At 67.2% G+C, this 15,160-nt stretch carries 9 protein-coding genes and 1 pseudogene; 3 read left to right on the top strand and 7 right to left on the bottom strand.

Features of this window, described 5'->3' with window-relative positions; all coding sequences use genetic code 11:
- The first annotated feature begins 492 nt into the window (after positions 1–492).
- From K7G59_RS20225 to K7G59_RS20235, 3 genes and pseudogenes are all read left to right on the top strand, one after another.
- Positions 493–7,803, top strand: a complete 7,311-nt coding sequence (locus tag K7G59_RS20225; RefSeq protein ID WP_374114254.1) for a polymorphic toxin-type HINT domain-containing protein — start codon at positions 493–495, stop codon at positions 7,801–7,803.
- 12 nt (positions 7,804–7,815) lie between these two features.
- Positions 7,816–8,133 carry a hypothetical protein gene (locus tag K7G59_RS20230; RefSeq protein WP_225836173.1) on the top strand — a complete coding sequence of 106 codons (318 nt, stop codon included), beginning with the start codon at positions 7,816–7,818 and terminating at the stop codon, positions 8,131–8,133.
- A gap of 105 nt (positions 8,134–8,238) precedes the next feature.
- Positions 8,239–8,628, top strand: a pseudogene (locus tag K7G59_RS20235) (Uma2 family endonuclease); the annotation flags it as partial.
- 7 nt (positions 8,629–8,635) lie between these two features.
- Here K7G59_RS20235 and K7G59_RS20240 read toward each other — a convergent pair.
- From K7G59_RS20240 to K7G59_RS20270, 7 genes are all read right to left on the bottom strand, one after another.
- Positions 8,636–10,006: an FG-GAP and VCBS repeat-containing protein gene (locus tag K7G59_RS20240; RefSeq protein ID WP_225836174.1), complete on the bottom strand. Its 1,371-nt coding sequence runs from the start codon at positions 10,004–10,006 to the stop codon at positions 8,636–8,638.
- 52 nt (positions 10,007–10,058) lie between these two features.
- Positions 10,059–10,688, bottom strand: a complete 630-nt coding sequence (locus K7G59_RS20245; RefSeq protein ID WP_225836175.1) for a Uma2 family endonuclease — start codon at positions 10,686–10,688, stop codon at positions 10,059–10,061.
- Between the two features lie 153 nt (positions 10,689–10,841).
- Entirely contained in the window at positions 10,842–11,606 is a 765-nt protein-coding gene (locus K7G59_RS20250) for a succinate dehydrogenase iron-sulfur subunit (RefSeq protein WP_225836176.1), read from the bottom strand.
- Positions 11,606–13,360, bottom strand: a complete 1,755-nt coding sequence (gene sdhA, locus K7G59_RS20255; RefSeq protein ID WP_225836178.1) for a succinate dehydrogenase flavoprotein subunit — start codon at positions 13,358–13,360, stop codon at positions 11,606–11,608. Before sdhA ends, K7G59_RS20250 begins: the two co-directional genes overlap by 1 nt.
- 19 nt (positions 13,361–13,379) lie before the next feature.
- On the bottom strand, positions 13,380–13,859 hold the full coding sequence (locus K7G59_RS20260) for a succinate dehydrogenase hydrophobic membrane anchor subunit (RefSeq protein ID WP_225836180.1): 480 nt from the start codon (positions 13,857–13,859) through the stop codon (positions 13,380–13,382).
- A 5-nt stretch (positions 13,860–13,864) separates the two neighbouring features.
- Positions 13,865–14,245: a succinate dehydrogenase, cytochrome b556 subunit gene (gene sdhC, locus K7G59_RS20265; RefSeq protein ID WP_225836182.1), complete on the bottom strand. Its 381-nt coding sequence runs from the start codon at positions 14,243–14,245 to the stop codon at positions 13,865–13,867.
- Between the two features lie 192 nt (positions 14,246–14,437).
- Complete coding sequence (locus K7G59_RS20270; RefSeq protein ID WP_225836185.1) at positions 14,438–15,010, bottom strand: 2-oxo-4-hydroxy-4-carboxy-5-ureidoimidazoline decarboxylase; 573 nt, start codon at positions 15,008–15,010, stop codon at positions 14,438–14,440.
- Positions 15,011–15,160: the final 150 nt, after the last annotated feature.

Consider the following 15,160-nt stretch of genomic DNA (forward strand, 5'->3'; position numbering starts at 1 on the left):
GGGCGCGTTCCCCTTCCCCCTCGTTCCCCCTTGGAGCCGGCGCGCTGCAGGCGTGGCCGGGCCAGCAGATGATGACCTATGGGGGAACCTTCGTCACGCTGCGGAGATGTCGCCTGCGAGGGGACAGGAGGACGCCGCGGCCGTGGACAGGCGAGACCAATTGGCTTCCCGCAGGGCAACCGGGCGGCAAAACACCTAGGCGTAGAAAGTAAAAGTCGTGCCCGATCCGGGCAAACCGAAGGGTGATTTGTCGTGTGAAGTGCCTGCCCGCATCAAAGCTGATTAAAGAGCCGTTCATTCCGGTAAAGCGCTTCCCTCTTCTTTGAGTTCCTTTGTCCCGCGGCGGAGCGTTACGCACCGTGACTGTAATCACATCAATCCGTAACCTCTGGCGTTTCCTCACAGGCTGCTCACAGAATCCCCACTGTCTGATACGTCGTCACGCGTGGTCCGTCACCGGCCCCGCTCCAAGTGGTCCGGGGGGACCTCGTCGTGCTCGATCGTCTTTCGCGTGCCCGCAAGCGTCGCCTCGCGCGCGCCGCCGTGCCGGTCACGGCCGCCGCGCTGTTGGTCGGGCTGCTGCCCGCGCAGTCCTTGGCACTGCCACCGGACCCGTCAAAGGCCGAGACCGGGCGCGAGACGCTGCAACTCGAGGCCCTCAAGCGCGATCTGCCGGTTCCCGGCGGCGTGTTCAGTCGCCGCTTGGCCTCGCTGAGGGCGGTGGAGGTAGCCAAGGAGCAGCTCAGTGCGCCGGCCGGCACGACGACCCCGCCGTCCGCCCTGCAGGGCTCCGTCACCTTCGGCTCGACCACGACGACGGCCTCCTTCCGGACGGCCGCGGCCACCGCCGAGCAGGCATCCCTGACCCCCGTCGACAGCCTCCCGGTCAGCCTCGGCCAGGCCGCCGACCAGCCCGCACCGAGCGGCACCTGGCAGGTCACCATCCCGGACCGCACCTCCGCCGTCAGCCAGGGCGTGGACGGCGCCGTGCTGGTCCTGCAGGCCCCCGACACCGGCGCGGTCCCCGTCTCCGTCAAGCTGGACTACTCCAAGTTCAAGAGCCTCTACGGCGCCGACTGGGCATCCCGCCTGCACTTCGTCCAGTTCCCCGACTGCTATCTGACGACCCCGGACGACGAGGCGTGCCAGCAGTACGAGGAACTGGACACGACAAACGACACGGCGTCGGACTCCATCACCGCCACCGTCGACCCGGCGGCCGGCAGCACGGTCACCCCGGCGACCGCGAAGTCCTCGCCCGCCACCGGATCCGGCGTGATCCAGGCGGCCTACCGGACGTCCACCTCGGCGACCCCGGCGGCAACCGGCAGCAGCACGGCCGTCGTCGGCGCGCTCGACTCGGGCGGCAGCGTCTCGGGCAGCGGGGCCGGCGGCAGCTTCAAGGCGACGCCGCTCACCTCCGACGGCAAGTGGGAGGCAGGGGGCTCCTCCGGGGCGTTCACCTGGTCCTACCCGCTGACCGTACCGAACCCGCCCGCGGGCCCCGCCCCCAAGATCTCCTTCAACTACAACTCCCAGACGGTGGACGGCCATACCGCCGTCTCCTCCCCGCAGGCATCCTGGATCGGCGAGGGCTGGTCGTACGACCCCGGCTACATCGAGCGCCGCTACCGCACCTGCAAGGACGACCGCAAGACGCTGAAGGCCGGCACGCCCAACAACACCGCGGACAAGGACAAGACCTCCGACCTGTGCTGGGTGTCGTACAACGCCGTGATGTCCCTGGCGGGCAAGACCACGGAACTGGTCCGCGACGCCGCCTCCGGCAGCAACCCCGAGACGGACAGCGAGCTCTACCGTCCCCAGCAGGACGACGGCACCCGGGTCGAGCACCGCGTCGGCGGCAGCAACGACGACAACAACGGCGAGTACTGGGTGGTCACCACGCCCGACGGCACCCGGTACTACTACGGCCTGAACCACGTCGGCGGCGGCCACGCCGACACCAACTCGGTCTCCGCCGTCCCGGTCTTCGGCAACCACCCCGGCGAACCCTGCCACGCCGACACCTTCGCGGACTCACGCTGCGGCGCGGGCAAGCAACAGGCGTGGCGCTGGGGCCTGGACAAGGTGGTCGACGTCAACGGCAACGTCATGGTCGTCGACTGGAAGCAGGAGACGAACTACTACGCCGTCCGCAAGAAGACCAAGTCGCCTGAGCAGTACGACCGTTTCGCCTACCCGGCCTCGATCCAGTACGGCATGCGCACGGACGACCTCACCCAGCCGTCCGCGACGGTGTACTTCGGGGTCAAGCAGCGCTGCCTGAAGTCCGAAACGGTCTGCACCGACGCCAACTTCGACAAGACCGACGACCCCGGCTCCTACCGCCCCTGGTGGGACACCCCGGGCAACCTCAACTGCAAGTCCACGTCCAAGCTCTGCCCGCCCTTCCCGTCCTTCTGGACACAGATGCGCCTGGACACGGTGACGACGAAGGCCGCCCGCGCCGGCCAGACCGGCCTCGGCAAGGTGGACGTGTACACGCTCCACCAGTCGTTCCCGGAGAACTGGTACGACACGTCCCCCGGCCTCTGGCTGGACTCCATCACACGTACCGGCTACGGCCCCGGCGACACCACCGGCACCCTTCAGTCCGAGGACGGCGTCAGCTTCGCGCCGTACCAGGTCGGCTCCACCTCGCCCCTGTCCAAGTGGCTGAAGGACCGCCAGCTGCCGAACCTGGTACGCAAGAGCAAGAGTGACGCAACCCCCGGCTTCACCCGCCCCCGGATCGGCACCGTCTCCACCGAGTACGGCGGCGACATCGAGGTCGAGTACAAGGGCGGCTGCCAGGTCGAACCCAGCGAGGACAAGGGCAAGGACAACGGCACCTGCTTCCCGGTCCGCTGGTCGCCCGACACGGAACAGAGGACCCCGCCGAAGGCGTGGTTCAACAAGTACGTGATCGACTCCGTGACCGAGACCGACAAGGTCACCTCGCACGGCAAGCCGATCGTCACCAAGTACACGTACGCCGGCGCCGCCTGGTCGAAGAGCGACGACGAGTTCACGCGCCCCGCGCTGCGCACGTACAGCGACTGGCGCGGATACCGCCAGGTCACGGTGATCAAGGGCAGCAAGTCCAGTTCCGAGCAGGGCGACCCGCAGTCCCAGTCGTCCTCGACGACGCTCTACTTCCAGGGCACCGGCGGCGAGTTCAAGGACTCGACGAAAACCCGCACGCTGCTCGCGGATGACGCCCCCCAGTACGCGGGCATGACGGCCGAGACCATCACCTACCGCGACTCCGACGGCCAGGCCCTCAAGCGCACCCTGAACTACCCCTGGTCCAAACAGACGGCGTCCCGCCCACGGGAGAACGAGGACGGAACCGACGCCGACCCGCTACTCGCCCATCGCACCGGCATCAAGCGGACGGATGCGATCCAGTACCTGGACAGCAGCGGCTACACGAAAAGCAGCAGCGGCTACACGGAAAGCAGCAGCTGGCGGGGCGTCCGCACCCTCACCACCGTCGACGACACCTACGGTCTGCCGATCCAGGTGGAGACGGCTGTCGTCACACCCGACGGCACCGGCGAGAAGCTGTCCGACCAGACCTGCACAGTGTCGTCGTACGTCCCCAACACCACAGCCTGGCTGATCGGCCTGCCCAAGGAGCAGCGCTCCACGGGCACCTCCTGCGCCGACTACGCCACCGCCGACCCGGCAACCCGGCTCAAGTCGGCGATGCGTTTCAGCTACGACAAGCTCGCCTACGGTGCCACGCCGACCAAGGGCATGGTCACCTCGATATCCGAGATCGACGGCGCCGGCACCTCGTACTCGGTCGCCGCCGACACGACGTACGACGACCTGGGCCGCATCCGCACGGTCACCAGTCCGGGCGAGGGCACGACGGAGACGCAGTACACCCCCGCGACGGGTGGGCCGGTCACCCAGACCAGGACGATCGACGCCCTGGACCACGCCACCACGACCACCTTCGACCCTGGCCGCGGCCTCCCCCTCACGGTCACCGACCCCAACGGCCGCGTGACCCGGAGCGAGTACGACGGCCTCGGCCGTCTGGTGAAGGGCTGGTCCGCGTCCCGTTCCTCCGACGGCCTCTCGCCCAACGTGGTGATCGACTACGACCCGGCGATCGCCACGAGCAGCGTGAACCGCCCGGCCGCCATGACCGTCAAGACCCTCAAGGACGACGGCTCCTACGCCACTCAGGTCACCCTCTACGACGGCCTGATGCGTGAGGTGCAGAAGCAGACCGAGGCCCACGGCCCCGGCCGGATCATCGCGGACACGTCGTACGACGACCATGGTCTGGTCGACGAGCAGACCAGCGCGTACCTCGCGAAGGGCGACCCGGACACGGAACTCTTCGCTCCCAAGTCGAAGTACCTGATCCCCGCCTGGACCAAGCACCGCTACGACGGCCTGGAGCGCGAGGTCCGCGCGTCGGTCTACCAGGGCGGCGCCTACAAGTACGCGACCACCACCAGCTACGGCTTCACCAGCACGTACGTCGACCCGCCGGGTTCGACGACGCCCCGGATGCGGACGTACTACGACGCCCTCGGCCGCGTCACCTCCGTCAAGCACTACACGAAGGTCCTCTCCACCTCGACGATCGCCCGCTCGACGACGTACGGCTACGACGCCAGGGGCAACCGCAGCACCGTCACCGACACGGCGGGCAACGCCTGGTCGTACACGTACGACGCCCGCGGCCGGGTCACCTCCTCCACGGACCCCGACACCGGAACGACGTCCACCTGGTACGACGCGGCGGACCGCCCCAACCACGTCAAGAACGCCCGACAGCAGGAGACGTTCACCGAGTACGACCTCCTCGGCCGCGTGCGGTACGTCCGCCAGGGCTCCGCCACCTCCACCCCCGTCACGGAGTACACCTACGACGACGCGCGCAGCGGAATCGGCAAGCCGGGCAGCTCCATCCGGCACACCGCCGACGGCGACTACATAGACCGCGTCGTCGGCTACGACGCCGACTACAACCCGATGGTCACCGAGACGACCATCCCGTCCAACGCGATGACGACCGGTTTGTCCGGCACGTACAGCTACTCCTACGACTACACGCCCACCGGCAAGCTTCAGTCCGTCACGCTGCCCGCCGCCGGCGGCCTGGCGAGGGAAAAGGTCGTCACCCGCTACGACTCCGACGGCCTGCCGGAGACGACCTCCGGCCTGACCTGGTACACGACCGACGTCACGTACTCGCCCTACGGCGAACCCCTCCGCACCGTCTCCGGCTCCCAGCCGTACCGCCTCTGGACGACCAACTTCGTCGACCCGTCCACAGGCCGCCTCCAGCGCACGGTGACGGACCGCGAGACCGACGGCCCGCACCGCATCGCGGACGGCTACTACGCCTACGACACGTCCGGCACGATCACCGCCAGCGCCCGCAAACTCAGCGAGTCGACGGGGGACACCTGGGACACCCAGTGCTTCACGTACGACGTGATGGGCGAGCTGGTGCACGCCTGGACGTCGTCGATCACACCGAACGGCAACGGCACGGGATGCAAGTCCGCAGACGGCACCACCTGGGGCTACCGCACGGACTACGCGACATCGTCGGGCCCGGCGACGGACGCGCCGGACGCGGCGACCGACACGACAAGCCCGGACAGCTCCCTGACCTCCACCCTCTCGGCAGCGGCCCCGGACACGACGACCGTCTCGACCGGCGCGACGGCCTACCGCCAGTCCTTCACCTTCGACTGGCTCGGCAACCGCGCCACGATGACCGACTGCAACACCTCGGACGCGTCGAAGAACGTCTCGTACACCTACGGCTACGGCAAGACGGTCACCGGCGGCGGCACGACCCAGCCGCACACGATGACGGCCGTCACCTCCAGCCCGGTCGGCAAGGGCAGCACCTACACCTACGACGCCACCGGCAACACCACGGTCCGCACCCTGCCCGCCACGACACAGAACCTGGTCTGGTCGGCGGAGAACAAGCTGGACTCCGTCACCGCCGACGGCAAGAAGACGACCTATGTCTACGACGCCGACGGCAACCGCCTGCTGGAGAACTCGTCGTCGGGCTCGACGCTCTACCTGGGCGCAACGGAACTGACGACGGACGCGACGGGCACCATCACCCGCGCCTCCCGCACCTACACCCAGGCCGGCGCCCCCACGGTGGTCCGCTCCACGACGAACGGCTCCACCACGGGCCACAAACTGAGCGTCCTGATAGCCGACCAACTGGGCACGGCGAACACGTCGGTGGATCTGGCGAGCGGCCAGCCGGTAACTCGCCGCGCCTTCAAGCCGTACGGCGAACTCCGCGGCACCAAGCCGACGACATGGCCCAACAAGCGCACGTACCTCGGCGTGGGCATCGACGACACTGCCTCCGGCCTCACCCACATAGGCGCCCGCGAATACGACCAGAACTCGGGGCGTTTCCTGTCCGCGGACCCGGTCCTCGACATTGCAGATCCCCTGCAGATGAACGGGTACGCGTACAGCAACAACAGCCCCGTCGCGCACAGCGACCCGTCAGGTCTGTGTATGCGCGACATCTGCGGCGACGGCGTTCCCGTCGCGGGCGACCCGGAGCGCGCGGGCTACACAGGTCAGCGCAAGGGTGAGCACCCGTGTTCTTTCTGCAACGGCCCGCGCACCAGCTACAACTACGACCCAGCTGAGATTTTCCCCGGCGTCAAAGTAACGACGAACTGGAAACAGCGGAACGAGTTTATTCGCATCTTCTATAGGTACGTGCACACCGCCGTCGGTACCAGTGGCATCGTGCCGGATTACCTGACCGACGGGACGACGAACCCTGAAGCTGGAGCGGAGCAACTCGGCTATTGGGGGGTGCAGGCCTGCTATGAAATAAGGTCGTGCCCATCAGGAGTGATGAATTACTTCCGCAAGATGTCCGTGGGGTTCGGCGGAAGAGTCAGCGGAATTGCGGGAAGTCCCTTCCGGCCTGGGGCGGAGACGCCGTCGACCGCCGGCAGCTCCAGCGTGCCTGGAAGAGGCTGTAAGTGCTTCCTGGCCGGCACTGACGTACTCATGGCTGACGGTTCGGCGAAGGACATCGAGGACGTCAAGCTCGGAGACAGGGTTCTGGCGACCGATCCGAAGACCGGTGAGACCGTTCCCAAAAAGGTGACTCGCCTCATTCGGACTGACGGCGACAAGTACTTCAACGAGCTGTCCATTGCCACGAAGAACGGCATCGAGAAGCTCACCGCGACACACGAGCACCCCTTCTGGTCCCCCTCCCAGCATGACTGGGTCCCGACCGGAAAGCTCGAGCCAGGGATGACGCTGCGCACCGACAAGGGCGACACGGTCATTGTCACGGGCAACCGACCCTTCACGAAGCATGCGCGTACGTACAACCTGACGGTCGCGGACCTGCACACGTACTATGTGCTAGCGGGCGAGACTCCGGTTCTGGTTCATAATTCGAGTTGCCGCAGGGTCGCTGGGGGTGCACCCGGAAGTCGTCCAGGTAAACCATTCACCCGTGCGGGGAAACGGAAGGTCTGGGACGCCAATGCGGACGCGAATGGAGGAGTGCCGAAATGTGAGTTGTGTGGTGAGAATGTCGTCAGGCCTCAGCAGTCCAGGAGAGGCGTGACGCCGCCCGATAATGAGGGGGCTGTCGATCACCGCGAGCCTCAGTCGCAAGGAGGCTCTGGAGACCCCAGCAATGGCGACCTTCTGTGTCGAGTGTGTAACAGTGAAATCAAGAACGACCTGTCGTATGCTGAGTTGTGGGAGCTGTTTGGAACCTTCCCGAACGGCGGAATACCAGGTTAGGAGCCGGAGTCGATGAACGATGAGTCTTTCCGTGCGGTGGACCATAGTGCCGTCGTGGCGCCTGGTCTGGCTGGCGTCGTGCAACGCACGATTATCAAGGGTGAACTGCCAGCGCTGATTGTGGTGCACGACGATGAAGGGGACTGGCTTATCGGCGATGGGGTTAATGATCCAAACGAAGACGGCGCTTGCGGTATCTACCACCTGGGTCATGTCGTGAGTTTGGATGCGAGCCTGGCGGAAGTTATGAATCTTCCGATTGGGTATGCGGCCACGCGTGAATCGAAATTGTCGCCCTGGGAAATCTCCCCTTGGGAGTATGGCGACTAGGTTGAATTTCCTGACGGTCCTGGCCAGTTCTTTGGTCGGGCCGTCAGAGTGGTTACTTTTGAATTACACCCGTTGGCCCGCTCCAGCCTTGGCTGATTCTAATTGATCAAGCTGGACACGAAGAATCGGCCTGAGCCGGATATCGTCGTCTTTCCGGCCGAGGCGGTCACCGGGCCCGATCAGACGTGGTACCGGGCCGAAGACATTCTCCTGGCCGTCGAGGTCGTCTCGGACGACTCCCGCGAGCGTGATCGCGAGGTCAAGCCCCGCAAGTACGCTGCGGCTGGTGTGCCGCATTTCTGGCGGGTGGAGAAGGACGAAGAGGCGGGACTGCCCGTCGTCTACGTCTATGAAATCGACCCGGCCACCAACGCCTATGCCCTCACCGGCATCTTCCACGACCGGCTCAAGCTCTCCGTCCCCTTCGACATCGACATCGACCTGACCGCGATCAACGAGCGACCGGGGCGTCGGCTGGAGGAGAGGGAGAGCTGAGAGGGCTCTACTGCGGGAAACCGGGGGTCAGCTTGATCTCCGTCGCGCCGGTCGTCGTGATGCCGGTCGTGCCTCCCCGGAGCAGGACGCTGGGGCGGTAGTAGTCGGCGGACACCAGCAGGTCGGCGTCGCCGTCCCGGTCGAAGTCGCGCAGGCGGGCGTAGGTGCCGAACTGCTCGCCCTGCGTCGCGCTGCCCGGTACGCCGGCCGTGGCGCGGGAGAACCACTGGGAGCCGGTGCCGGTCAGGCCGTGCGTGCCGCCCCGCAGGATGTGGACGCCGCCCGCCTCCTTGAGCGTGCCGACGGTCTCCCCGGGCACGCCCACCGCCAGGTCCGGGTAGCCGTCGTGGTTGGTGTCGCCGGCGGAGAGGGCGGCGCCGAAGTCGTCGTGGGCCGTGGCGGCGGTGGCCACGCCCGACGTGGACTGGGTGAGGCGGTACGACGTGGCCGGGCCGGTGGAGCCGCCGCGCAGGACGACGACGGAGCCCGCGCCGTTGTTGTACCTGGTGTCGCCGACCGCCAGGTCCCCGTAGCCGTCCTTGTCGAAGTCCGCGATGACGCCGGTCGGGCTGTAGTCGGGGGAGGTGGCGTTGTACGTCGTGTACTTGCCCGGCGTGATGGTGGTGCCGCCGCGCAGGAACCAGGCGGCCTGGGTCATCTTGTCGTTCGTGTAGCCCTGGCCGAGGACGTACAGGTCGGTCGCCTTGTCGGCCGTGACCTTGCCGGCGACGAGGGCAGTCGGCTCCAGGATGTCGGAGTACTCGTGCTTGGTGACCGGGCCCGTCGTGCCCGTCTGCGAGAAGCCGCCGCGGTAGATGTAGATGGTGCCCACCCCGTCGGCGACGGCCAGGTCCGCCTTGCCGTCGCCGTTGAAGTCGCCGGATGCGAGGGCCGCGCCGAAACCGTAGTCGGAACGGGCCGTGACGGGGATGCGGGTGGCCTTCGTACCCAGGCCCGAGGCGGCGCCCCACAGGATGGTGACCGCGCCCGCACCGGCCTTCGTACCCACCATCTCGCTGCGGTCGCCGACGGCGAGGTCGGCGTATCCGTCGCGGTTGAAGTCCGCCTTCGCCAGCTGGTCGCCGAAGCCGTCGCCGTAGCCTCCGGCGTCGCCGGCCGTCCCGGGGATGTTGGGGCTGTCCTGCGTGAACGTCTTTGTCGTGGTGCCGGGGCCCGTCGCCGTGCCGTAGGTGACGGTGACCTCACCGGCCCAGCCGGACGCGTAGTCCCGGTAGCCGTCCCCGTTGAAGTCGTCGGCGTACTTGGCGGGTGCGGTCACCGCGGTCGCCGACGAAGTCGAGAGGATCAGCAGTCCGCCGGTCAGCGCGACGGCCGTCGCCGTCGCGAGAGCCAGGCGGAGATTCCTGCGCTTGAACATGCGTCTCCTGTGTGCGAACTGTGTGTGCACTGTGGAGACAGCTGAGGGAGCGTCAGGGTTGTACGGTCCGACGCCGGCCCGCCTCGATGATCTCCGTCGCGTCCAGGGTGACCTTCGCGCCGACGGAGTCGGGCAGGGTGACCGACTCGCCGGGAGAGTAGACGCGGTGGCTGCCGTACTCGCCCTCGGCCGGTTCGGTGAGGACGTGGAGGCGCTGGTGCTTGCGGTCGACCACGACGTAGACGGGGACCTGGGCCTGGGCATAGGCGACGACCTTGGTCTTCAGGTCGTCCTTCCAGTTGCTGGACGTGACCTCCAGGACGAGGCGGAAGCAGCCCGGGTCGTAGCAGTTGTTGCTGATGAAGTGGTCGTCGATGTCGGCGTCCACCACCACGAGGTCGGGAATGACGTAGTCCTCGTCGCCTGTGGGGAGCCAGAGTCCGACGTTCTGGAGGACCTCGGTTTCGCCGCCGTGCAGACCTGCTGCGATGAACGGGATCATGAGCCCGGTCAGGGCGCGGGCGTGAGGGGCATCCGGGGACGGGGTCACGAGGAGATGGCCTCCGATGATCTCGACGCGGTAGCCCGGATGGCGCTCCATGATCTCGTCGGCGATGGTCGTGAGGCTGACCGGCTCTTCGTCTTCGTGGGCGAAGGGCTGCTCGACGGAAGCTGCGGACATCAGGTGCCTCCCGTGGGCTGGTGTCGAGAGCATCATCGTAGGTCGGAGGCAGCCCGCATGTCCTTCGCGGCCATGCTCACCCGATCGTGTGGCATATGCCCGAGGGCCCCGTTCCCAGCGGGAAACGGGGCCCTCGGCATGGCCGACGGAAGATCAGTAGCGACGCGTGATCAGCGCGCGCTTCACTTCCTGGATCGCCTTCGTGACCTCGATACCGCGCGGGCAGGCGTCCGTGCAGTTGAAGGTCGTACGGCAGCGCCAGACGCCGTCCTTGTCGTTGAGGATCTCCAGGCGCTGCTCGCCCGCCTCGTCACGGCTGTCGAAGATGAAGCGGTGGGCGTTCACGATCGCGGCCGGGCCGAAGTACTGGCCGTCGTTCCAGAACACCGGGCAGGAGGAGGTGCAGGCCGCGCAGAGGATGCACTTCGTCGTGTCGTCGAAGCGCTCGCGGTCCTCGGCCGACTGCAGACGCTCCCGGGTCGGCTCGTTCGTGTCCTTCGTGATGAGGAAGGGCATGACGTCGCGGTACGCCTGGAAGAACGGCTCCATGTCCACGACCAGGTCCTTGAGGACCGTCAGGCCCTTGATGGGCTCGATCGTGATCGGCTTGTCGGGGTTGATGTCCTTGATCAGGGTCTTGCAGGCAAGACGGTTCTTGCCGTTGATCCGCATCGCGTCCGAGCCGCAGATGCCGTGCGCGCAGGAGCGGCGGAAGGTGAGGGTGCCGTCGAGGTCCCACTTGATCTTGTGGAGGCCGTCGAGGACACGCTCCTTCGGGTCGATCTCCAGCTGGAAGTCTTCCCAGGTCGGCTCCGCCGAGACTTCCGGGTTGAAGCGGCGGACCCGGAAGGTGACCGTGATGTAGGGGGACGCCGCCTGGGCGTCCGCCTCGGCCTTGTCCAGAACAGGGGTTGCCATCAGTACTTACGCTCCATCGGCTGGTAGCGGGTCTGGACGACCGGCTTGTAGTCGAGACGGACGGTTTCCGAGCCGTCGGCGCCGACCTCGCGGTACGCCATGGTGTGGCGCATGAAGTTGACGTCGTCGCGGTTCGGGTAGTCCTCGCGGTAGTGACCGCCGCGGGACTCCTTGCGGGCGAGGGCCGACACCGCCATGACCTCGGCCAGGTCGAGCAGGTTGCCCAGCTCGATCGCCTCAAGGAGGTCCGTGTTGAAACGCTTGCCCTTGTCCTGGATCGCCACGTTCTTGTAGCGCTCCTTGAGCTCGGCGATCTTCTCGACCGCCGTCTTGATCGTCTGCTCGGTGCGGAACACCATGACGTTCGCGTCCATGGTCTCCTGCAGCTCGCGACGGAGCTGGGCCACCCGCTCGTTGCCGGTGGAGTTGCGCAGCTGCTCGATCTGCTCGACGACCAACTCGGCGGGGTTCTCCGGCAGCTCGACGAAGCCCGCCTTCTGCGAGTACTCCGCCGCCGCGATGCCGGCCCGGCGGCCGAAGACGTTGATGTCCAGCAGGGAGTTCGTGCCGAGGCGGTTCGCGCCGTGGACCGACACGCAGGCGACCTCGCCGGCCGCGTACAGGCCGGGGACGACCGTGGTGTTGTCCGCCAGGACCTCACCCTCGACGTTGGTCGGGATGCCGCCCATCGCGTAGTGGGCGGTCGGCTGGATCGGGATCGGGTCCGTGTAGGGCTCGATGCCGAGGTAGGTGCGCGCGAACTCCGTGATGTCCGGGAGCTTCGCGTCCAGCTGCTCCGGCGGCAGGTGGGTGAGGTCCAGGTAGACGTGGTCGCCCTCGGGACCGCAGCCGCGGCCCTCGCGGATCTCCGTGTAGATGGACCGGGACACGACGTCACGGGACGCCAGGTCCTTCATGACCGGCGCGTACTTCTCCATGAAGCGCTCGCCGTCCTTGTTGCGCAGGATGCCGCCCTCACCGCGGGCGCCCTCCGTCAGCAGGATGCCCATGCGCCAGATGCCGGTCGGGTGGAACTGGAAGAACTCCATGTCCTCCAGCGGCAGGCCACGGCGGTACACCGCCGCCTGGCCGTCACCGGTCAGCGTGTGCGCGTTCGACGTCACCTTGAAGAACTTGCCGCAGCCGCCGGAGGCGTAGATGACGGCCTTCGCCTGGAAGATGTGGATCTCGCCGGTCGCCAGCTCGTACGCGACGACACCGGCCGACCGCTTGACGCCGTCGACCTCGGTGATCAGCTGGTCCAGGACGTAGAACTCGTTGAAGAACTCCACACCCTCCTTGACGCAGTTCTGGTACAGCGTCTGGAGGATCATGTGGCCGGTGCGGTCCGCCGCGTAGCAGGACCGGCGGACCGGGGCCTCACCGTGGTTACGGCTGTGACCGCCGAAGCGGCGCTGGTCGATGGTGCCGTTCGGGGTCCGGTTGAACGGCAGGCCCATCTTCTCCAGGTCGAGGACGGCGTCGATGGCCTCCTTCGCCAGGATCTCGGCGGCGTCCTGGTCGACCAGGTAGTCACCGCCCTTGACCGTGTCGAAGGTGTGCCACTCCCAGTTGTCCTCCTCCACGTTGGCCAGCGCGGCGGCCATGCCGCCCTGCGCGGCGCCCGTGTGGGAGCGGGTGGGGTAGAGCTTGGTCAGGACAGCGGTCCGGCTGCGCTTCGTCGACTCGATGGCCGCGCGCATGCCGGCTCCGCCGGCGCCGACGATGACGGTGTCGTACTTGTGGATCTTCATGATTCTCGCAGCCCCGTGCCTAGCGGATGTTCGGGTCGAAGGTGAAGATCACCAGCGTGCCCAGCAGGATGGTGAACACCGTGGCGGTGTAGAGCAGCCCCTTCAGCCACAGCCGGCTGTTCGGCCGCTCCGCGTAGTCGTTGATGATCGTGCGCAGGCCGTTGGACCCGTGCAGCATCGCGAGCCACAGCATCAGCAGGTCCCAGACCTGCCAGAACGGGGACGCCCAGCGGCCGGCCACGAAGGCGAAGCCGAGCTTGGAGACACCGCCGTCCAGCATCAGCTGGATCAGGATGTGGCCGACGACGAGGACGACCAGCACGACGCCGGACAGGCGCATGAACAGCCAGGCCGCCATCTCGAAGTTGCCCCGGGTGGACCTCGGGGTCTTCTTGGTGCGCTTGCGCGGCGCCTCGATGAGCGGGGCCGGGTTGTCGACGGAGTAGACGGGGGCGCCCTCGACGGGGCCGACTCCGGTGGGGATTTCAGTCGTGGACATGGGCGTCAGCTCCCGAACAGGATTCGAGCGGCGTGGCCGAGGACGGGGTAGAACGCCCCACCCATGAGAACGACCCAGATGCCGACGACGGACCAGAGCATCTGCTTCTGGTAGCGAGGACCCTTCGACCAGAAGTCGACAGCGATGACGCGCAGGCCGTTGAGTGCGTGGAAGAGGATGGCGGCGGTGAGGCCGTACTCCAGCAGCGAAACGATCGGCGTCTTGTAGGTGGCTACGACCTTGTCGTAGTCCTCGGGGCTGACACGGACGAGAGCGGTGTCCAGCACATGGACGAACAGGAAGAAGAAAATGAGGACGCCGGTGACTCGGTGAGCCACCCAGGACCACATTCCTTCCCGGCCGCGGTACAGCGTTCCAGCCGGCACGGAAGAACCCTCCGGGAGCGGGGACTAGGGCCGCGCCGGCTTCACTGTCGGTCGGGCCCGGCCGGGTACGGTCCACCGGCCCCCAGCATCGTAGCCATGCGCTGGGCCGTCCTTTACGGGGGGCCTACCTTGTGTGATCAAAATGGCACCGGATGGGGTAGGCCGTGGCGGCTGCCGGGGTGGTCTGTGCCGTTATGTGCCGTGTGCGGGTGCGTGGGGGCTGGTGGCGCGGCGCGGCGGAGCCGCAGGTGAGCACGGTCCCGCGCCTTGGAGGAGGCGTGTCAGGCGTTCTCTCGCCAGGCGCCGGAGTTCGTCCCAGGCCACCACCCGCTCGTCCTCCGGATCGTTTGTCAATCGTGACCGGATGCCCTCGAGGATGCGGTCGATGACCTCCTCCGGGTGAGCATCGCCCAGGTAGATGACGAACGCGTGTCCGAATCTGGCCTCATAGGCGGCGTGTGCCGCGCTGAGGGCCATGTGGGCCGCGGAGTAGCTGCCCTCCGGGAGCTGGGGCAGGGCCTCACCGGCCAGCGCCTCGGTGAGGTCGCCCGGGGCCAGGTCGTACGCCGCCTCGTCCGCCGCGGCCAGGAGGGCGTCCAGGTCGGGGTAGGGGCGGTGGTCGGTGATGCGGCCGGACCAGCGCGGACTGCGCAGGCAGTGGAGGAGGAGTGCGCGGGCCTCGTCGGCGTGGGCGGCGTTGAAGGCGTCCAGCGGGTGGGGAAGAGAGGGGAGGCGGTGGGCGGGCAGCGTGAGTCCTCGAGGCACATGGAGTGTGGCAGGGGATGCTGTGAAAGTTGTGTCGTCACGTTATCGAGGGTGGTCACAGCGTGGCCGACGGGGGCCCGCATTTCACCCGAACGGGAGAGTTTCGCAGCGACTCGATGACGAATGAGGCGACGAAAGGTCGTAGGTTGG

This window comes from Streptomyces sp. NK08204 (genome assembly GCF_020400585.1).
Taxonomy (GTDB): Bacteria; Actinomycetota; Actinomycetes; order Streptomycetales; family Streptomycetaceae; genus Streptomyces.